Here is a 19,413-nt window from a genome sequence, read left to right as displayed (position 1 = left end):
GTCAATCCCTTCGGTGGCACCTTTCCCGGCTGTCCGGGCGCGCAGCAACAAGCCTGCTGATAGTGTTTGCGAAGATCATCACACGGGGGCCGCTACCGCGTCCCCCGCCGGTTTTAACAGCAAAAAGGGCATTTAGCGCAGTGACTGGACACACGGATTCGTCCCCCTCAGGACCGGAAGAAGCACCGGAATCCGGCAGCACGGTGGGAAGTCCGGACGAGCAGGTCTCGCCGCGGCGGGCGGCCCTGGCCGGGATGCTGAACACCATGGCCCAGCGGTTGCGCCAGCCCCTGCCGGGAGCCCAGCCCCGGCTTCGCTTCGAATTCCCGCCGGAGCATGAGGAGGACGAGACGGCACCGGAGACCGACGCGGACACCCGCTTCGGCCGCCCCGGCCCGCGGATGTCCTCCCAGCACCCCTTTTACGTCGGTTTCATGGGCACCGTGGGTGTGGGCGTCGCACTGCTTGTTTACTGGATTGGTTCCAACACCACGCAGTTGCTGCTCTGGATCGTCGCTGCGCTTTTCATCGCCCTGGGCCTGGATCCCGTGGTGCGCTGGCTTGAAACGAAAAGGGTGCCGAGGGCCGCCGGCATCGTGCTCGCTGTAGCCACGCTGGGCCTGGCCATCGCCGGTTTCTTTGCCACCTTGATCCCCACGATCGTCCAGCAGGTCACCCAGATCGTCCAGGAAGCGCCGCACTGGATCACGGACTTCGTCAACTCCAATTTCTTCCGCAGCATCGATAACCAGTACGGGGTGCGCGAGCGCGTGACCCAGGAACTGGCAAAGTTCGTCAATAACCCGGAGACCATGGGCGGAATCTTCGGCGGAGTGGTGGGCTTCGGGTCCACGGTGGCGAACGGCCTGTTCGGTGCACTCATTGTGCTGGTGCTGAGCCTGTACTTCCTCGCCGCGCTGCCGGCCATGAAGAAGTGGGGCTACCGCCTCGCACCACGGTCCCGCCGGGGCAGGGTCGAGGCCTTGTCGGAGGAAATCACCGGGTCGGTAGGCAACTACGTGATCGGCCAGGCTGTCGTGGCCCTGGTCAACGCCATCTTCGCGTTCATCGTGATGTCGATCGTTGGTGTCCCGTTCGCCGTGCTGCTCGCCTTCGTCGTGGCCCTGCTGGCCTTCATTCCGCTGGTCGGCGGCATGATTGCCGGGGTCATCGTGACGCTGATCGCCCTCACTGCAGGATGGCAGACCGCCGCGGTGTACGCCATTTGCTACTTTGCCTACCTGCAGTTCGAGGCCTACTTCATCTCTCCGCGCATCATGCAGAAGGCCGTCGCCGTGCCCGGCGCCGTTGCCGTTATCTCGGTGATTGCCGGCGGCAGCCTGCTCGGTGTCCTGGGCGCACTGATCGCCATTCCCACCGCCGCGGCGATCATGCTCCTGATCAAGGAGATCTTCATCGTCCGCCAGGACCGGCACTAGGAATCCGTCAGGTTCTCCGCGACTTCTCCGCGACGGAAAGGGCCGGCCCGCTGCGTGGATCCATGCAGCGGGCCGCCCTTTTCTTTGCTCTCTCCGGACGTGCCGGCTTAGCCGTGCGCTGTGGCGACCGGACCGTCCCATTGCAGGGGCAGCGCGGACGGTGCTTCGCCGGGGAGCGCCGGCAGGACCTCATCGACGATCTCGTTGAGGACGCGGCCGGCATACTTCTCCCCCACCCACAGGTGTTTGGCACCGTCCACGCCCACCACCCGGGCCTGCTGCACCACGCCGAAGCGCTGCGCGGCCTCGGCCGGCTGGAGGTAGTCGTCAAGCTCAGGAACCAGGACCTTGAGCGGTTTGCCGGACGCCGCCCACTCCAACAGGTGCACGTCGGCGGCCCGGTGCAACGGCGGTGACAGCAGGATGGCGCCCTGCACCTCCGAGGCCACCGGCTCGGACGCTCCATACATGAGGGCCAGCTCGGTGCCAAAGGACCAGCCTACGAGCCAGCGGTTCGGCAGCTCGCGGTCCACGGCGAACTTTACGGCCGCCTCGACGTCGAGGCGTTCCCCGATACCCTCCTCGAATGCTCCCTCGGACGTTCCCCGTGGCGAGCCGGTGCCGCGGGTGTTGAACCGGAGCACGGCGATTCCGGCCAGGGCAGGCAGCCGGTAGGAGGCCTTCCGGTAGATGTGGGAGTCCATGAACCCCCCGTGGGTCGGCAACGGGTGGAGGGTGATCAGGGTTGCCTTGATGTCACCGGATTCCGGGAGGGCCAGCTCACCGACGAGCCGGTGCCCGTCGCCCGTGCGGAGCTCCACGTTCTCGCGGCGGGCCGGCAGCACGGTGGAGGCACGGATCGCGGTGGGGGCGGCTGGCTGGCTGAAGACGTACGACGCCGGGTCAAAACTCATGCATCCAGCTTAGCGACAGCGGCCGCCCACTTCTCAGCGGTAGCGGTAGCTGCGCGACGCCCAGCAGTTGGTATGCCAGTGCCGGCGCTCAGCAAGCCCGGCTGCCGCCCCAAACAAGTGGTCTTCCGACCAGACCACAAGGTGCGCTACTCCAGGCAGCACCGCCGTCGAGCAGCCGGGACAGATGTACGTCTTCTCCGCGCGCCCAGCGGTGATGGGCCGGACCGTCCACTCCCCGTCCGGCGCACTCTCCCGGCGCGCGAACCCGGTGCGCGCGCGCTCCAGGTCAAGCTCAGGCACCGGGCCGCCTTTGGCTCCGGGCTTGGCTGCTTTGCCGGAACCGGCCCGGCCCGGGGCAGCGCGGCGGGGTCGGTTGGAACGGGGCATGGTTCCATTCTGCCCCAGTCGGGGCGTCCCCTGCCCCGGTAGACGGTAGTGTTGTGCGGGTGCGTTTAGTCATTGCCCGTTGCTCCGTTGATTATGTCGGCCGGCTCAAAGCCCATCTCCCACTGGCCACCCGGCTCCTGCTGGTCAAGGCCGACGGCTCCGTGCTGGTCCACTCCGACGGCGGATCCTATAAGCCGCTGAACTGGATGAGCCCTCCGGCGTCCCTGCGGGTCTCCACTCCGGACGAGGTGGAGGTGGAAATCGGCGTGATCGAGCAGTGGACCGTTCAGTCCGCCAAAACCGATGACCGGCTGATCATTAATATCCATGAACAGCTTCACGACACCTCCCATGAGCTCGGCCAGGACCCTGGACTGATTAAGGACGGTGTGGAAGCTGACCTGCAGCGCCTGCTGGCCGACCAGATAGAGCTCCTGGGCGCCGGTTTCTCCCTGATCCGCCGCGAGTATTTCACGGCGATCGGTCCGGTGGACATCCTCGCGAGGGATTCCACTGGCGGGACGGTGGCCATCGAGCTCAAACGGCGCGGCGACATCGACGGCGTCGAGCAGCTCACGCGCTACCTTGAACTGCTCAACCGCGATCCGCTTCTCGCACCGGTCCGCGGCATTTTCGCCGCCCAGCAGATCAAACCCCAGGCGAAGGTCCTCGCGAACGATCGCGGGATCGACTGCGTCACCCTCGATTACGATGCCATGCGCGGTGTCGACGACGTCGAATCCCGGCTCTTTTAACCGCCGACACCATTCGTCGATTCTTTGTACAAAATTTGGAGAATTGTGCTCACTGACCGTTGACCTGGCGCAACGGGCATGAAATTCTTATACGAGTCTTTGTGTAGGTGTTCTTCATGCTCGCAAGACGTGTTGCGAGCGGAAAGCGCCTGCCGCCTAAAGTCCGGCTTCCCCGGTCCTACAGCCACGGTTCTTCTCGCGGAGTGACCAAGCCCGGCACGCAGTGTGCCGTTCTTATTCAACATCCATAATCAGGAGAAATACATGGCACAGGGAACCGTCAAGTGGTTTAACGCTGAAAAGGGCTTCGGCTTCATCACCCCGGATGACTCCGACGGCGATGTCTTCGTTCACTACTCCGAGATCCAGACCGGTGGCTTCAAGACCCTCGACGAGAACGCCCGCGTTCAGTTCGAAATCGGCCAGGGCGCCAAGGGTCCGCAGGCCACCGGCGTAACGCTGGTCTAGTACCCCGCAGCAGGACTGCCAACGGCAGTTCCGCGCGGAAATGGTCCCCGGCTCGTACAGCCGGGGACCATTTCTTTAGCGCACGAGGCTTCTCAGCAGGCGCGCACTTTGCCGCACCGAGAGGCCCGGCAGGTACGCCTGGCTCAGTGCCCGTCCCATGGCGGGCAGCTGCAAGGGATCCTGGTAATAGAGGTAGAGCGTCCGGTATTCCGGTTGGAAACGGGATTTGAAGGAAGCCAGGGAACGGAACCCGTACACCGGCTCCAGCGCCTTTCCGACGACGTCGAGGATCCTGGCGAGCGACTCGGAACCGGAGTCCTCGCCGGCCACGTCCGCCACGGCCGCCGCATCCTTCGCCAGCGGCGATCCGGACAAGGAAATGACCTCCACCGAGCTGCGCAGCTCCAGCACCGCCGAAGCGATCAAAAACTCCATCACGCCGGGAAATGCGTCTCCGCGCCTGCGCATGAAGTCCAGCGTCCAGCTCACCAACCGGCCGTCCGCGTGGACCGGCAGCCAGCTGGTCACCCCGTGGACCTGCCCCTCGGCGTCCACGGCGAGGCAGCACAGCACCTCCTCATCCTCCAGCTCGTCGATGCCGCCGAGCGTGAAACCCATCTCCGGGACGGACTTTTGCGCGGCCCAATCCTCCGAGACTTCACTCAGCTGGGCCCGCACGGCCGGCGCGAAATCAGCGTAGCGGCCCCACACCGCGTGCACTCCGGTCTTCGCGGCCCGGTTCAGGGCCGTCCGGACGTTCTGCCAGTCCTTGCCTTTGAATTCAAGGGAGCGCACGGCCAGCCGGGTCTCCTGAGCCACCGCGACCCGACGGAAGCCCCGGCTCTTCAACAACGGCCACAGTGCATCCGTGCAGGAATAGAAACACGGGATGAGGGCATGATCGGTGCAATACCTGATGAAACCACTGGCGGCCTCCGCATGGCAGGCGGCCGGGCCGAAGGGACCCGCCAGAGTCAACGCGACGTTGCCGTGCTGCTGATAGGCCACTCCCCCGCGGCCCTCCGGGGCGAACCAGTATTTGTTCGGCTCCCACAGCGCCATCCAGGACAGCGAGTCGCCGCCCTGGCGGATCAGGCTGCGGGCCACATCGCGATCGCCCGCGCCGGCGTCGGTGCGGTGCAGCCGGTGCTGCAGGACGATCCATACAGCAACCAGGGCCACCGCCCAGAAGATGATGCCGGAGGTGGCGAACAGGAAGGCCTCGGCCGGATGCCGGCCCTCAAAGATGCGGCTGTAGGTTCCCGGGATGGGAAGCGGCAGGTACTGGCGGGAAAGTTCGGCGGCCAGGCCCAGCAGGCCGCCGTCGCGGTCCATGCCTCCGGCGGCCAGCCAGACGCCGGTGTAGGCGCCGGCCAGCACCAGCCAGGTACCGCCGACCACCACGGCGAGGGCCCGGCGGGCGCGGGGACCCGTTTCCACGCGGAACTGCCGCCGGTTGGCTGCCAGGAGAACCACGAGCACCAGCGGAACAATGACCAAGGGGAGCACGTGGACAAAACTTGAGCCCATGACACCGGAACGGGGCCGGCCGGAGTACTGCGGAATCCTCGCGAAGAGGGACAGGTACACGGCGGCCAGGGCGGTGACGGCGAGCTGGACTATGATCGCGATCCGTAGGGCCAGCCGCCGGCCATGGCGCATGCCGTCCGCACAGATGAGCAGCAGCACCACCGGAACGACGGCCAGCGCGAGGCCCAGCGGCCCTGCGAAACCGGCCCGGCCTGCTTCCAGGCAGGTGACGTCGATGGCCCCGCCGCAGTACTGTTCCAACTGGTTTAGCGTGGGCAAGGGATTCAGGACGACGTCGCGCAGCAAGGCCAGCGGCCCGGTGGGGCTCCGGACGGTGGCAGTGACGATGGGACCGCTGGCGAAGATCGCCACCGTGAGCGCGAGCAGGTTCCTTGTTTCGCGTCCCGTGGAGCGGTGGCGGTGCAGGGTGCCCTTGTCGCCCTGGATCCACCAGCCGGCGGCCAGTCCTGCCAGTGCCCCGGTGAAGCCCACGACGGTCTCCGCGTGCCCGACGTACAGCACCAGCATGAGTGAAATGGACAGCACCGTGGTGCGCAGCCGCCGCTGCCACAACGTGGGCAGCAGGCCGCTGGACGCCAGGGAAACGGCCAGCACCGCGGCGTACGGACCCATGAGCCGGGCATTGACCATGCGGCCGAGCCAGCCGTCGTCGGCATAGTGGGCAAGTTGTGTCACCAACAGGAAAAGGGTCACCGCCGCGAACTGCGCAGCGAAATAGAAAACGGCTGTCCGCAGGCTGCCCAGCTGCCGCTCAGCGAGGCCCAGAAGGAGCAGAATCATCAGCGCAGCCGCAGCATACGCGGGCGGGTTGGTGGCGAAGAACAGGGAGGTGAACAGGGACCACCAGTGCCCGGCTTTGAGTCCCTGGGCGCTGACGGAGGCGACGCCGAGCAGGGATTCCGGCGGCCCGTTGAGGAAACTGCCGGTGACCGCCCCGGTCAGCAGAAAACCAGCCAGGACCGCCAAGGTGAACGGTATGGCCCGCAGATGGCCCAGGGACCGTCGCAGAGTCTCCCCCGCGAGTTCTAGCAGGGAGCCGACACCGGAGATCTGCCGGTGGCCCGTTCCGGTCCGGCTCACTGGGTGATCCCCCACCGGGACGCGAGGAACTCAAGCCCTGACGGCAGCCCTTTGGAGCCGGTCTCCCAGGAATGCCCGGCGCCGGCAATCCTGCGGGTAGCCACGGTGAAGCCGGCATCGCGGGCGGCCGCGGACAGGACATCCATGTAGCCGACAAACTCCGGGTCCCGCTCGCCGGCGCCAAAGTAGATGGCGTCCCCGTCAAAGCGGCGGTCCATCATGAGCCGCAGCGGCGTCTGGCGCTCGAAGGCTTCAACATCGCCACCGAAAGCGGCAGCGATGGTCTTGTCCCGCTCCTTGGCGAGGGCGGGTTCGCGTTCACTGGAGAAAGCCAGGGCGGAGCTGTAGACGTCCGGGTGCCGGGTGACCATTTGCACGGCGCAGGTAGCTCCGAAGGAGAATCCCCCGGCCGCCCACAGCCTGGGATCAGGATCAACCTCCAGGGTCCGGTTAATCCAGGCCGGCACATCCACGGCGAGGAACGTGTCGGCCTGCGCGATTCTGCTGTCCATGCAGAGGGTGTTGCCTGCGGACGAACCGTTGGGGTCCACCACCACCACCACCGGAGCCACGCCGTGGTGTTCTGCCGCGAACCGGTCCAGGCGGCTGCGGAGCGCCCCCCCGGTAAGCCAGTCCGCCGGCGCCCCGGGCTGCCCGGCGAAGAGAACCAGCACGGGCAACGCCGGCCGGGAAGCGGAGAGGTACGCCGGCGGCAGGTAAATGTACGCCTCCCGGCTTTGAAAGCCGGAGCTGGTGCCCGGAATGGCGGCACGGCGCAGCACGCCGCCGTCGGGCAGGTCAGCGGGCGGGACCCACTGGGACAGACTGCTTCCCGGTGCGCCTCCGGAGGCACGGCGCAGCGCATCCTCCAGCGGGGGGATGCGCGCCACGGCTGTGCCTGTGAGGTCACTCACCGTGTGGTTGAGGCCAAAGTAGGCGTTGATCTGGACGGCGGAAAGCAGCACGACGCCGAACAGGGCGGCGGTCGATACCGCCGTCGTGCCGACCGAGCGCCACAACCCGGACCGGCCGTCCGTGCGCCCGGCGCCCCGCCAGGTCCGCCACAGGTGCAGGATCCACAGCAGCAACGCCGTGACCCCGGGCAGGGACCAGGCGAGGACCTCGGGCGGAAGCTCGCCGGGGAAGACCGAGAAGAGATAGATCAGCGTCCAATGCGCACCGGCCAGCAGGCCAGCGGCACACAGGAGGCAGACCGCAACAGGCAGCACGAGGGCCAGCCAGCGGGGGCCTGCGGGAGTGCGGGTGCGGAACCGTCCGCCCTGCCGGAGGAAGTAGAAAAAGCCGGCGGCACCGGCAGCCCAGGCGACCAGCAGCACCGGCCCGTCGACAATCCGCAGGTCCTCAAGAAAGTCCACCGGGCTAGCGCCAGGTGCCGACGCCGATGACCGGGCCGGCTTCAAGCCAGGAGCACAATCCCGTGTAGGCATCGAACCGCATGGCGAGCCGGATGTCACCGCCCTCGTACCGGAGCTCCACGATCACGGCATTCGGCTGGACCTGAACGAGCTCGGACTCAGTGGGTTTGCGTCGGGCGATCAGCTCCAGCGAACTGCGGCGGAACGTGTGCTTGGGCCGCGTGCTCAGCGAGGCGAGACGGAACCACTCGAGGTCGTTGTCCTGATAACGACAAACCCCCATCTGCCAGCTGTTTCCAACCGTGCAAATGGAGGCGTCCACCGTGCCCAGGGCACGCCGCAACGTGAAGCGGCGCACCCCGGAGAGGCACAGTGCTAAGACCAGCAACGCAAAGACCGTCGCCAGAATGATGAACGGCAAACCCATATCGTTCATCAAGGTCGTGCTAGCGGATCCCCGCAGTAGCCGCGTCGCCCATTTGGGCGTTGTCAGCAACAATGACGACCCGGTTGTTGTCGACGGAGAAGAACCCGCCGTCCACAACTACTGCAATACGGTCACCGGAGACCGGCTGGATGGCCAGTTCACCTTCGGCCAGAATCGCCAGCAGGGGCGAGTGGCCGGGCAGGATTCCGATTTCACCATCGCTGGTGCGGGCCTTGACCATGGTGGCTGCCCCGGACCACACGAAGTGGTCCGCTGCGACAATTTCAACCTCAAGCTCAGCCATATTACTTGGTCTGTTCCTGGATCTTGGCCCACTGGCGCTCAACGTCATCGAGGCCGCCGACGTTGAAGAACGCCTGCTCCGCGATGTGGTCCAGCTCGCCGTCGCAGATCGCGGTGAAGCCTTCAACGGTGTCCTTGATGGTCACGGTGGAGCCCTCGACGCCGGTGAACTGCTTGGCGGTGTAGGTGTTCTGCGAGAGGAACTGCTGGATGCGGCGTGCGCGCGAGACGACGATCTTGTCTTCTTCAGAGAGCTCGTCAACGCCGAGGATGGCGATGATGTCCTGAAGTTCCTTGTTCTTCTGCAGGATCTGCTTGACGCGGACGGCCGTGTTGTAGTGGTCGTTACCGATGTACTGCGGATCCAGGATGCGGGACGTCGACGTCAGCGGGTCAACGGCCGGGTACAGACCACGGGAAGCGATTTCACGGGAAAGTTCCGTGGTCGCGTCGAGGTGTGCGAAAGTCGTGGCCGGTGCCGGGTCGGTGTAGTCATCTGCGGGAACGTAGATGGCCTGCATCGAGGTGATCGAGTGGCCCTTGGTGGAGGTGATGCGCTCCTGGAGGAGGCCCATCTCATCTGCCAGGTTGGGCTGGTAGCCCACGGCCGAGGGCATGCGGCCGAGGAGGGTGGAAACCTCGGAGCCTGCCTGGGTGAAGCGGAAGATGTTGTCGATGAAGAGCAGCACGTCCTGGTTCTGCACATCGCGGAAGTACTCCGCCATGGTCAGGGCGGACAGGGCGACGCGAAGACGCGTTCCCGGCGGCTCATCCATCTGGCCGAAGACAAGGGCGGTGTCCTTGAGGACGCCGGCTTCTTCCATTTCAACCCAGAGGTCGTTGCCTTCACGGGTACGCTCGCCCACGCCGGCGAACACCGAGGTGCCGCCGAAGTTACGGGCAACACGGGTGATCATTTCCTGGATCAGCACGGTCTTGCCGACACCGGCACCGCCGAAGAGACCGATCTTGCCACCCTTGATGTACGGGGTGAGAAGGTCGATGACCTTGATGCCGGTTTCCATCATCTCGGTGGAACCTTCAAGCGTCGCGAAGGCAGGCGCCTTGCGGTGGATGGGCCAGCGCTCGGTAATTTCGAGCTCCGACTCAGTCACGTCAAGCGGCTGTCCGAGGACGTTGAAGATGTGTCCCTTGACGACGTCGCCGACAGGCACGGAGATCGGGGCGCCCGAGTCCACCACTGCGGTGCCGCGGACAAGTCCGTCGGTCGCCTGCAGGGAGATGGCGCGAATGACGTTGTCGCCGAGGTGCAGGGCAACCTCGAACGTGATCGTCTTGGTCTCACCGTTGAGGGTTACCTCGGTGGTGAGTGCGTTGTAAATCGAGGGGATTGCGTCAGCCGGGAATTCGACGTCGACAACCGGGCCAATAACACGTGCAATACGGCCGGTAGCACCGGTCGTCGCTGCTACGTGTTCGGTAGCTGTGGCAGTCATCTCTCTCACTTCACTCAGTAGATGGCGTTGGGGTTAAGTTTACTTTGGTGCAGGTACAGCTGGATCCGGGTTCGTGGGGCTAGGACGCGTTCAACGCGTCGGCACCGGCCACGATCTCGGAAAGCTCCTGCGTAATTTCAGCCTGGCGGGCGGTGTTGCGCAGACGCGTGAACTTCTTGATGAGCTCCGTGGCATTGTCACCGGCGGACTTCATTGCCCGCTGGCGGGCAGCGAGTTCGGAAGCTGCTGCCTGCAGCATCGCGGCGAAGATGCGTGATTCGATGTAGCGCGGCAGCAGAGCGTCAAGGACCCGCTCCGTTTCCGGCTCGAACTCATAGAGCGGCAGGAGGTCCGACTCGGACGCCGCCGTCTCTTCGACAACCTCAAGCGGGAGAAGACGGACAACCGTCGGCTCCTGCGTGACCATGGACTTGAAGCGGGTGTAGACGACGTGGATTTCGTCGACGCCTCCCTCTGCGTAGTCGGTCGCAAAGTCAGCCAGCAATGCCTCGCCGATTTCCTGTGCCGTGGCAAATTCCGGCGCATCAGTGCCGCCGGTCCAGACACGCCCGTACGGACGGTTCCGGAAGTCGAAGTACGCCTGCGCCTTGCGGCCGACCAGGTACATCTTGACTTCCTTGCCCTCCTCGACGAGCAGCTCGTTCAGGCCTTCCGCCTGCTTGAGCACGCTGGCCGAGTACGACCCTGCAAGGCCACGGTCCGAGGTGATTACCAGGACGGCGGCCCGGCGGATCTGCTCCGGCTCGGTGGTCAGCGGGTGGTCGATTTCGCTCTGGCTTGCGACAGCAGAAACGGCACGCGTGATGGCGTTTGCGTAAGGCAGTGAAGCTGCTACGCGTGCTCGGGCCTTGCCGATGCGCGAGGTAGCGATCAGTTCCATCGCCTTGAAGATCTTGCGCATCGACGTCGTCGAGCTGATCTTCTGGCGGTAGACCCGGATCTGGGCTCCCATACTTATCCTTTCCTAAGATCCCGGTGGCCGGGACTGCCGGAACCCGGTGGGGTTCCGGCAGTCCCTGCCAGCGGAACTAGCGCTTCTGCTTGACGATTTTTTCCTGGTCGACCTGTGCCTCGTTGATGGCGGCATGTTCTTCGTGCCCCGCACCTACCAGGTGGTTGTCTCCCTCGCCGAAGAAGCCTTTTTTGAAGTCCACGATCGCGGTCTTCAATGCTTCTGCAGTGTCATCGCTCATGACGTTGGTCTGGGCCAGCGTCGTCAGGATGGAGGACTTGTGCTTGAGGTGGTCCAGGAACTCGGTCTCGAACCGGTTGATGTCCTCAACCGGAACATCGTCGAGGTGACCATTGGTGCCGGCCCAGATGGAAACGACCTGGTTCTCAACCGGGAACGGCGAGTACTGGCCCTGCTTGAGCAGTTCCATCAGGCGCGCACCACGGGTCAGCTGCTGGCGCGATGCGGCGTCGAGGTCCGACGCGAACATTGCGAAAGCCTGCATGTCCCGGTACTGGGCCAGTTCCAGCTTCAAGGTACCGGAGACCTTCTTCATGGACTTGACCTGGGCGGCGCCACCAACGCGGGAAACAGACACACCCACGTCGACAGCCGGACGCTGGTTGGCGTTGAAGAGGTCCGACTGCAGGAAGATCTGGCCATCAGTAATGGAGATCACGTTGGTCGGGATGTAGGCCGAGACGTCGTTTGCCTTGGTCTCGATGAGCGGCAGGCCGGTCATCGAACCGGCACCGAGCTCGTCAGAGAGCTTGGCACAACGCTCCAGCAGGCGGGAGTGCAGGTAGAAGACGTCGCCCGGGTAGGCTTCGCGTCCCGGCGGGCGGCGGAGCAGCAGCGATACTGCACGGTAGGCCTCGGCCTGCTTGGAAAGGTCATCAAACACGATGAGGACGTGCTTGCCGCCGTACATCCAGTGCTGGCCGATCGCCGAACCGGCGTACGGTGCGAGGTACTTGAAGCCGGCGGGGTCGGACGCGGGGGAAGCCACGATCGTGGTGTATTCCAGGGCGCCGTTGTCCTCAAGGGTCTGACGGACGGCCGCGATTGTTGATGCCTTCTGGCCGATGGCTACATAGATGCAGCGCACCTGCTTGTTGACATCCCCGGAAGCCCAGTTGGCCTTCTGGTTGATGATCGTGTCGATGGCAATTGCCGACTTGCCGGTCTGGCGGTCACCGATGATCAGCTGGCGCTGGCCGCGGCCGATCGGGATCATGGCGTCGATCGCCTTGAGGCCCGTCTGCATCGGTTCGTGGACCGACTTGCGCTGGGTCACGCCGGGCGCCTGGAGTTCCAGCGCACGGGTGGTTTCTGCCTTGATCTCGCCGAGGTCGTCGATGGGCTCGCCCAGCGGGTCAACCACGCGGCCGAGGAAGGCGTCGCCTACCGGCACGGACAAAACCTGTCCGGTGCGGTGGACTTCCTGGCCTTCTTCGATTCCCGTGAAGTCACCGAGGACGATGACGCCGATTTCGCGGACGTCGAGGTTCTGGGCCAGGCCCAGCGTGCCGTCTTCGAAGCGAAGCAGCTCGTTCGCCATGACCGAGGGAAGGCCCTCAACACGGGCGATGCCGTCACCTGCGGTTGTTACACGGCCGACCTCTACGCGCTCGGCGTTTCCGGGTTCGTAGGACGCCGCGAACTCGTTCAACGCATTACGGACGTCGTCGGCGTTGATGGTCAATTCGGCCATCTGCAGTCCCTGCTCTCCTGTTTTCGTGATCATCGTTGCTCACGATGACCGGGGTTTCGTTTAGTTGTGCTGGCCGGCTGGTTAAGCAAGCTGGCGGTGAAGCTGGCCCAGGCGGGCGAGGACCGAAGCGTCTACCACTTCGTCGCCAACCTGGATCCGGATCCCACCGATTAGTGCCGGGTCAACGTTCATGTTGATCTTGAGCTCGCGTCCGTAGAGGGCATTAAGGCCCGTCTGCAGACGGCTGGTCTGGGTCTCCGTCAACGGACGGGTGACATGGACCGTTGCAATCCAGCGCTGCTGGCGCTTGGCTGCAAGCTCCGCGAAACGACGAACCAGCTTGGTGACCTTCAGGCCGCGGGGCTGCGAAACTGCTTGTCCGACAAGGACCTTCGCTTCCTCGCTTGCACCGGGTACCAGCTTTTCGGCGAGGGCTACTTTCGCAGCCGGGCTTGCCTGCGGTTCGGCCACGGCACGCTGAACCTCGTGGTTGGCATCGACGGCCTGGTTGAAGGAGAACAAATCGTTCTCCAGCGTTTCCAGCCCGGTGCTGCCTGAGGCAGAGACGGCAGACTTGTTCTCAGCAACGGCAATTACCACCGAAGCGGCAAGAGTCTCGAGTGCATCGCCGATATCCCGGGCGGATGCCCAGCGCGAGCCGGCCAATCCGCTCGCGATTTCCACAGCGTCCGCGGAGACTTTCCCGCCGAAGAGCTGCTTGATAAGCGCCGACTTTTCGTCACCGCTGCGGGACGGGTCAGTCAACGCCCGGCGCAAACCGGCCGAACTGTCCACCGTTCCCAGGATTCCGAAGAGTTCCTTAGCCAACGGCAGCGAGGCGGAAGGAAGCTTGGCTTCCAATGCCACCAACGCCGCAGTGAGCGATTCGCTCGATACACCTGCCATTACTTCGCTGCACCTGCGTTCTGGTTCTCCAGATCTGCCAGGAAGCGGTCAACCACACGGGCCGAGCGCGCATCGTCCTCGAGGGACTCGCCTACGATGCGGCCTGCCAGGGTGGTGGCAAGCGTGCCGACCTCCGAGCGAAGCGACACAACGGCCGCCTGGCGCTCGGACTGGATGGCTGCGTGAGCCTGTGCCGTGATGCGGGCAGACTCTGCAGCTGCCTTCTCCTTCAGGTCCGCAAGGATCTGAGCGCCTTCGGCACGTGCTTCCTCGCGGATGCGGTTGGCCTCGGCACGGGCATCAGTGAGTTGCTGCCTGTACTCTTCGAGTGCAGCGGAAGCCTCTGCCTGGGCCTTTTCAGCCTTGGCGATGCCGCCTTCAATGGCCTCGGCACGCTCTGCAAAGGTCTTCTCGAACATCGGGACAACGTACTTGACCACGATGAACATGAGGACAGCAAAGCCTACGAGGACGACAAACATTTCCCAGATGTTGGGAACGAGGGGGTTGGTCTCACCCTCGGTGGCGGCTGAGATGATCAGCTGCTTCATATTTCACCCGTCCTTTTCTACTCGGTTCTGGATGTTCGCTCGGGTTCTGAAGGTTTACTTGAGAACGAACGCGAAGACCAGGCCGAGGATGGCGAGGGCTTCAGTCAGTGCAAGGCCAAGGAATGCGATCGGCTGGAGAACGCGCTGGGCTTCCGGCTGACGTGCGACGCCGTTGATGTAAGCAGCGAACACGAGACCCACACCGATACCACCGCCGATGGCCGAGAGGCCGTATCCGATGAGGTTGAGGGAGCCGTTGATGGAGCCTTCCATTTTTCTTCCTTTCAAGATGCCACCCGTGTGGCAGGTTGTTTGGGTTGCTTCATCCCCCGGAGGGGAAGTTTGTGGGTGCCTTAGTGGCTGTCGGCGTGCAGTGCGCCTTCGATGTAAATCGCGGTCAGCAACGTGAACACGTATGCCTGCAGTGCCATAATCAGCGCCTCCAGCATGTACATCGCGATCGAGCCGGCCAGGACCAACACAGAGGCGCCCTTGAGCAGGACGTTCTCCTGCATGATCAGGAACTCGATGCCGGAACCGGCAATCATCACGATCAGGTGACCGGCCAGCATGGTGGCGAACAGTCGGAGGCTGTGTGTGACGGGCCGGACCAGGAAGTTGGAGATGATCTCGATCGGAATGACGATCGGAAGGATGTAGATCGGAACGCCGCTGGGCACGGTGGCCAGCTTGAAGTACTTCAGGCCGTTCTTCTTGACACCGATCGCGATCCACGTGATGTAGACGATCGCTGCGAGCACGTAGGCGCCGCCGACGTGGGAGAAGCTCGGGAGCTGGATCACCGGGATCGCGCCGTAGATGTTGTTCACCAGAATGAAGAAGAAAAGGCTGAACAGCAGCGGGACGTACTTCATGAAGTCTTTGCCGCCGATGATGTCCTTGGCGATGCCGTTGCGGACGAAGCCGTAGGCGGCCTCGCCGGCGAACTGCAGTTTGCCCGGGACGAGCTGGCCCTTACGGGCAGCTAGCAGAAAGAATGTGGCGATAATGACGACCGAAAAGATTACCAGCAGCATCTGCTTGGAGAATCCATCGGCCGCACCCCAGGGCAGAATAGCCGGCAGGTGCAGTTGTTCAATTCCTGGAGGAGTAAACTCCCCTGAATCTTGGGCCGGGAGCGCAAGCGCGATCAACGCGTTTCCTCTCTGCAGTGTCCATCATTGGGCGTTGGGCGGGGAGCGGCATCATTGCTGACAGCTATTCCCCCTGTGAAATTATTTGGCATTACTGTTCCGCGTCCTTGGACGGGCCACCTGCAGCGCCGTCTTCACCAGCCGGGTTTCGGAGGCTGGTGAGGCCGTGCATATGAGAAAGATAGAACCCTCCCGCAGCTCCAAGCAGACCGCCTGCGAGCACAATCCAGCGGGTTCCCCACAGATTATCCAGACCCCAGCCTATCAAACTCCAGACAAGGATTCCGCCAACGATGTAGCTGAAGACGGCGATTCCGGCGTTGTATCCGCCGTCGCGTCCATTGTCCGAAACGCCGGGTGCTCCGGCAGATTTATTCGAGGTGGCACGCTTGTTCATGTGTCGGTCTTTGCGGCTAATCATGGGTGCCGCCCTCCGGCGTCTCGGGGTCGTTGTAGATCTGCAGCCGGGCGGTGCTGAAACCGTAGATTTCGGCGGTTTGCCAGAGGACCACGGTTACGACGGCGCCGGCCAGGAACCAGCTCCGGTCCAGCCAGTCGGGGGTCCCGATGGCGAACAGGACCACGGCGAAACCGACCACCTTGATGAAGTAGGTGGCGACGAACAGGCCCACGGCACCGGAGGGGTTGTTACGTCCCGCGTAGTGGCCGATCGCAAGGCTGATGGCGAAGAATGCGACCACCAGTCCCCCGCCGAAAATCCAGGAAAGTGCAGCCGCGGAACCGGTCAGGAGGGTGGCTGCGAGGGCCCCCAACAGCAATCCGCCGCCGCTGACGGCCGAGCAGATCCCCAGTAAGCGCAGCCACAGTGACCGGGTGGGACCGGAGACAACGACGGGCCCGTTACCGGACAGGGGTCCGGGATCGGCGTTGGAGGTCATGGGATCCCAATCGTCGCGGGGCGGGTGCTGGTCAGAAGTCGCGGCGTCAACCCGCCCCTGAATTCTACACGAGATAGAACACGACGGGTGCCCGGTCGGGGCGGTCGGCGGCGCCGCGGCTCTTAGGAAACGGGCACCCTGGTGACCTTCCGCCGGCGTCGGAAACGTCTGATCAGGTCCGGAGAGGCGAGATAGAGTGCCAGCACGGCGAGGCTCCCGGCCACACACAGCACCACCTCGGGCAGTGAGGCTGTCGCGGCGATGAAGCCGAGGACGATCACTGCTGCGGTGCACCCTGCCACGGTGCCGGCGGACTGAAGGTGCGAGAAGCCGACGTCGGTCAGCCGCTGGTAGACGTGCTCACGGTGGGATGCGTACCACCGTTCGCCAGCGTTGATCCGGCGGAGAAGGGTGTAGCCGGTGTCGGCAACGTAGACCAGGATGGGCGAGAGCACGTATTCCACGTAGACGCCGCTCAGGAATCCTGCCACGGCGAGGGCAGCGACCGAGGCGCCGAGCAGGTAGCTGCCCACATCGCCCAGAAAAACGGAGCCCCGGGACAGATTCCACGGCAGGAAACCCAGGAAGGCCGCGGCCAGGATGGCGCCGCCCGCGGTAAGCCACGGCTGGTCAGCCAGGGCTCCGGCGACTGCGTAGGCGGAGCCGGCGAGGATGCCATGAAGACTGGAAATGCCGTTGATGCCGTCCATGAAGTTGGCAATGTTGATGTATGCCGCAACGGCCAGCGCGGCCAGCGGCAGCCACCAGAACGACTGCCCGGTGAGGGCCACGAGGGCTGCGGAGCCGGCGACGCCGATCCCCAGCTGCGCGGCGGCACGCCCGCGAATGGAGAGGCCCCGCAGGTCTTCTATCCATCCGACGGCCGCGCTGGCCGCGATGATGGCCAGGACCACGCCGAAAACGGACCGGTCCACTGACACCGCTCCGAAAAGGACCGCAGCACCGTATCCGATCGCGGTGGCGACGGCCACGGCCACTCCCATGCCCCGGATGGTGGTCCGGGCGTGGGAGGACCTGGCCGACGGAACGTCGACGACGCCCATCCTGACCAGCCACGGCTTGACGGCGAAAGGAAGCAGGACGCTCGCGAGCAGGGTCACGCCGGCTGTGACGACGAGTGGCATCATGACGCGGCCCGGATGCTCTCGCCCGGTTCATCCGCTTCGTCATCGGGGATGGAGGCGATGTCGATGCCCTGTTCCGCCTCGCAGCGGGCCAGCCAGACGGCGAGGTCAAGCGCGGCGGGATCCTGTTCGTGCGCCCGCGTGTGGGAAATCTTCGGGTGCAGGGGCCGCTCGTCGAGCTCGCCGATCCCCACCAGCTCCTCATGGAGCTTCTCGCCGGGGCGTAGCCCGGTGTACACGATGTCGACTTTCTTTCCGGACATCGCGATCATGCGCTGCGCGACGTCCAGAATCTTCACGGGTTCCCCCATATCCAGGATCATTACCTCGCCGCCGCGTCCGATCGCACCGGCCTGGATGACCAGCTGGCAGGCCTCCGGAATGGTCATGAAGAACCGGGTTACCTCCGGGTCCGTGACTGTCACGGGTCCGCCCACCCGGATCTGCTCTGTGAAGAGCGGCAGCATGGACCCCCGGCTGCCCATCACGTTGCCGAACCGGACGGAGACGAACCTGTGGCCGGTGTGGCCCGCCATCCAGGCGGCGAGCTTTTCAGCGACGCGTTTGGAGTGGCCAAGCGCCGTCGTCGGGTTGGCTGCCTTGTCCGTGGAGATGTTCACGAAGTGTGACACGCCCGTGCGTTCTGCGGCGCGCAGGACGTTCAAGGTGCCCAGGACGTTCGTCTTCCACGCTTCGAGCGGATACTGCTGCAGCAGCGGTGCGTGTTTAAGGGCTGCGGCGTGGAACACCACCTCGGGGCGGCGGTCCTCGAAAATCTCCTGGAGGGCGGCCGCGTCGCGGATGCTGGCCAGGACCGTGTCGCGGCCGGCAAGCAGTCCGCGGCCGGTGATGGAAATCTGGGTGTGTTGCAGCCCGGTTTCGTCGTGGTCGAGCATGATCAGTTCCGCCGGGGAGAACTGGACAATCTGGCGGCACAGCTCGGAACCGATGGAACCGCCGGCGCCCGTCACCAGGACACGCTTGCCCTTGATGTAGCCCGCAATTTCATCAACTTTGATATCTACCGGGCGGCGCCCGATCAGGTCTTCGACCGCCACGTCGCGGAAATCGGAGAATCCCTGGGGCGCGCCGCCGCCGAGCATGTCCCGCAACGGGGGAAGGACCAGCACGCGGACGTTGAGCCCGGCGACCGCGTCGGAAATCCGCCGGACCACGGAGGCCTCGACGTTGGCGAAGGCCAGTACCAGGACCGTGGCGCGGGTGCGCCGGATGATGGCCGGAAGGTCATCACTCCGGCCCAGGACCTGGACCCCGGAGAGCCGCAGGTGCTTCTTTGCAGGGTCGTCATCGATCAGCCCGACCGGGAAATACGGCGAATCGGTGTCCTGCAGCATCCGGGTCAGCAGGGAGTTGCCGAGGAAGCCTGCACCATAGATCAGGGTGTTTTGGGCACTGTCGCCGGGACGGTTCTTGCCCTCGACGTAGAGCCGCTTGGCGTAGCGGGCCGCGCCCATGAAGAGACAGGCGAACGGGAAGGCGATGAGCCCGACGCTGCGGCCGATGCCGATGGCCTCATAGAGCACCAGGAGGCTCAGGGTGATGGAGGCGGCCACAATTACGGTGACGATGACGAGGGCCTTGGCTTCCTGGAAGCTGCCAAAGGGATACCTGCCCCGGTAGAGAGCCAGGCCGTAACCGGCCACAGCCTGCACCACGATGGCGACGGCCATGATGATCATGGCACTGACGAGCTGCTCTTCCCTGATGCCCATTTCGTAGCGCAGCAGCAGGGCCAGGACGATCGCCACCACCCACGACATCGAGTCGAGGAAAAGCTGGATCCAAATCCAGAGCGGAGGCTTTTTCTCATCCGGTGCCGCGGCTGGTTCGCGCGCTTCAAATTTCGTAGTCAACAGAGATTGCAACCGACTTCCACTACCACGGCGGCCATCC

The 19,413-nt window shown here is 64.4% G+C and carries 20 protein-coding genes; 3 read left to right on the top strand and 17 right to left on the bottom strand.

Annotation, left to right across the window (positions count from 1 at the left end; all coding sequences use genetic code 11):
• Positions 1 to 254: 254 nt before the first annotated feature.
• Positions 255 to 1,439, top strand: coding sequence for an AI-2E family transporter (locus RCH15_RS09635; RefSeq protein WP_326960464.1), 1,185 nt, complete (start codon positions 255 to 257; stop codon positions 1,437 to 1,439).
• Between the two features lie 107 nt (positions 1,440 to 1,546).
• Here the strand turns inward: RCH15_RS09635 and RCH15_RS09630 are convergent, their stop codons facing one another.
• Together RCH15_RS09630 and RCH15_RS09625 are read right to left on the bottom strand one after the other, a co-directional pair.
• Positions 1,547 to 2,353, bottom strand: coding sequence for an alpha/beta hydrolase (locus RCH15_RS09630; RefSeq protein ID WP_326960397.1), 807 nt, complete (start codon positions 2,351 to 2,353; stop codon positions 1,547 to 1,549).
• 33 nt (positions 2,354 to 2,386) lie between these two features.
• Positions 2,387 to 2,740, bottom strand: coding sequence for an ATP/GTP-binding protein (locus RCH15_RS09625; protein WP_326960396.1), 354 nt, complete (start codon positions 2,738 to 2,740; stop codon positions 2,387 to 2,389).
• A 59-nt stretch (positions 2,741 to 2,799) separates the two neighbouring features.
• Between RCH15_RS09625 and nucS the strand changes: the two genes are divergently transcribed.
• Together nucS and RCH15_RS09615 are read left to right on the top strand one after the other, a co-directional pair.
• Positions 2,800 to 3,495, top strand: a complete 696-nt coding sequence (gene nucS / locus RCH15_RS09620; protein ID WP_326960395.1) for an endonuclease NucS — start codon at positions 2,800 to 2,802, stop codon at positions 3,493 to 3,495.
• Positions 3,496 to 3,759: 264 nt separating this feature from the next.
• A complete protein-coding gene (locus RCH15_RS09615; protein WP_024365900.1) occupies positions 3,760 to 3,963 on the top strand; it encodes a cold-shock protein in 204 nt (67 codons plus the stop codon).
• A 75-nt stretch (positions 3,964 to 4,038) separates the two neighbouring features.
• Here RCH15_RS09615 and RCH15_RS09610 read toward each other — a convergent pair whose 3' ends face one another.
• From RCH15_RS09610 to RCH15_RS09540, 15 genes are all read right to left on the bottom strand, one after another.
• A complete protein-coding gene (locus RCH15_RS09610) occupies positions 4,039 to 6,564 on the bottom strand; it encodes a bifunctional lysylphosphatidylglycerol flippase/synthetase MprF (RefSeq protein WP_409016966.1) in 2,526 nt (841 codons plus the stop codon).
• Positions 6,565 to 6,590: 26 nt separating this feature from the next.
• Complete coding sequence (locus RCH15_RS09605; protein ID WP_326960394.1) at positions 6,591 to 7,970, bottom strand: alpha/beta hydrolase; 1,380 nt, start codon at positions 7,968 to 7,970, stop codon at positions 6,591 to 6,593.
• A gap of 4 nt (positions 7,971 to 7,974) precedes the next feature.
• The gene (locus RCH15_RS09600; RefSeq protein ID WP_326960393.1) at positions 7,975 to 8,406 is read right to left on the bottom strand and encodes a DUF2550 domain-containing protein; all 432 of its coding nucleotides are present in this window, start codon (positions 8,404 to 8,406) and stop codon (positions 7,975 to 7,977) included.
• A 10-nt stretch (positions 8,407 to 8,416) separates the two neighbouring features.
• A complete protein-coding gene (locus tag RCH15_RS09595) occupies positions 8,417 to 8,701 on the bottom strand; it encodes a F0F1 ATP synthase subunit epsilon (protein WP_024366377.1) in 285 nt (94 codons plus the stop codon).
• 1 nt (position 8,702) lies between these two features.
• On the bottom strand, positions 8,703 to 10,157 hold the full coding sequence (atpD, locus tag RCH15_RS09590) for a F0F1 ATP synthase subunit beta (protein WP_326960392.1): 1,455 nt from the start codon (positions 10,155 to 10,157) through the stop codon (positions 8,703 to 8,705).
• A gap of 79 nt (positions 10,158 to 10,236) precedes the next feature.
• A complete protein-coding gene (locus tag RCH15_RS09585; protein ID WP_326960391.1) occupies positions 10,237 to 11,130 on the bottom strand; it encodes a F0F1 ATP synthase subunit gamma in 894 nt (297 codons plus the stop codon).
• Positions 11,131 to 11,206: 76 nt separating this feature from the next.
• On the bottom strand, positions 11,207 to 12,844 hold the full coding sequence (gene atpA / locus RCH15_RS09580) for a F0F1 ATP synthase subunit alpha (protein ID WP_326960462.1): 1,638 nt from the start codon (positions 12,842 to 12,844) through the stop codon (positions 11,207 to 11,209).
• 81 nt (positions 12,845 to 12,925) lie between these two features.
• Positions 12,926 to 13,750 carry a F0F1 ATP synthase subunit delta gene (locus RCH15_RS09575; protein ID WP_326960390.1) on the bottom strand — a complete coding sequence of 275 codons (825 nt, stop codon included), beginning with the start codon at positions 13,748 to 13,750 and terminating at the stop codon, positions 12,926 to 12,928.
• Positions 13,750 to 14,301, bottom strand: a complete 552-nt coding sequence (locus tag RCH15_RS09570; protein WP_326960389.1) for a F0F1 ATP synthase subunit B — start codon at positions 14,299 to 14,301, stop codon at positions 13,750 to 13,752. Before RCH15_RS09570 ends, RCH15_RS09575 begins: the two co-directional genes overlap by 1 nt.
• A 54-nt stretch (positions 14,302 to 14,355) precedes the next feature.
• On the bottom strand, positions 14,356 to 14,574 hold the full coding sequence (atpE, locus tag RCH15_RS09565; protein ID WP_003804776.1) for an ATP synthase F0 subunit C: 219 nt from the start codon (positions 14,572 to 14,574) through the stop codon (positions 14,356 to 14,358).
• An 80-nt stretch (positions 14,575 to 14,654) separates the two neighbouring features.
• Positions 14,655 to 15,455: a F0F1 ATP synthase subunit A gene (gene atpB, locus RCH15_RS09560; RefSeq protein ID WP_326960388.1), complete on the bottom strand. Its 801-nt coding sequence runs from the start codon at positions 15,453 to 15,455 to the stop codon at positions 14,655 to 14,657.
• Positions 15,456 to 15,546: 91 nt separating this feature from the next.
• The gene (locus RCH15_RS09555) at positions 15,547 to 15,852 is read right to left on the bottom strand and encodes a hypothetical protein (protein WP_326960387.1); all 306 of its coding nucleotides are present in this window, start codon (positions 15,850 to 15,852) and stop codon (positions 15,547 to 15,549) included.
• Between the two features lie 16 nt (positions 15,853 to 15,868).
• Positions 15,869 to 16,354, bottom strand: coding sequence for a hypothetical protein (locus RCH15_RS09550; protein ID WP_326960386.1), 486 nt, complete (start codon positions 16,352 to 16,354; stop codon positions 15,869 to 15,871).
• A gap of 122 nt (positions 16,355 to 16,476) precedes the next feature.
• Positions 16,477 to 17,502: an MraY family glycosyltransferase gene (locus tag RCH15_RS09545; RefSeq protein ID WP_326960385.1), complete on the bottom strand. Its 1,026-nt coding sequence runs from the start codon at positions 17,500 to 17,502 to the stop codon at positions 16,477 to 16,479.
• The gene (locus RCH15_RS09540; RefSeq protein ID WP_326960384.1) at positions 17,499 to 19,373 is read right to left on the bottom strand and encodes a polysaccharide biosynthesis protein; all 1,875 of its coding nucleotides are present in this window, start codon (positions 19,371 to 19,373) and stop codon (positions 17,499 to 17,501) included. Before RCH15_RS09540 ends, RCH15_RS09545 begins: the two co-directional genes overlap by 4 nt.
• Positions 19,374 to 19,413: the final 40 nt, after the last annotated feature.

The sequence above is a fragment of the Arthrobacter sp. MP_M4 genome, from assembly GCF_035984855.1.
GTDB lineage: Bacteria > Actinomycetota > Actinomycetes > Actinomycetales > Micrococcaceae > Arthrobacter.
The sequence above is the reverse complement of the archived record's forward strand: the minus strand, read 5'-3'. Positions and strand labels throughout refer to the sequence as shown.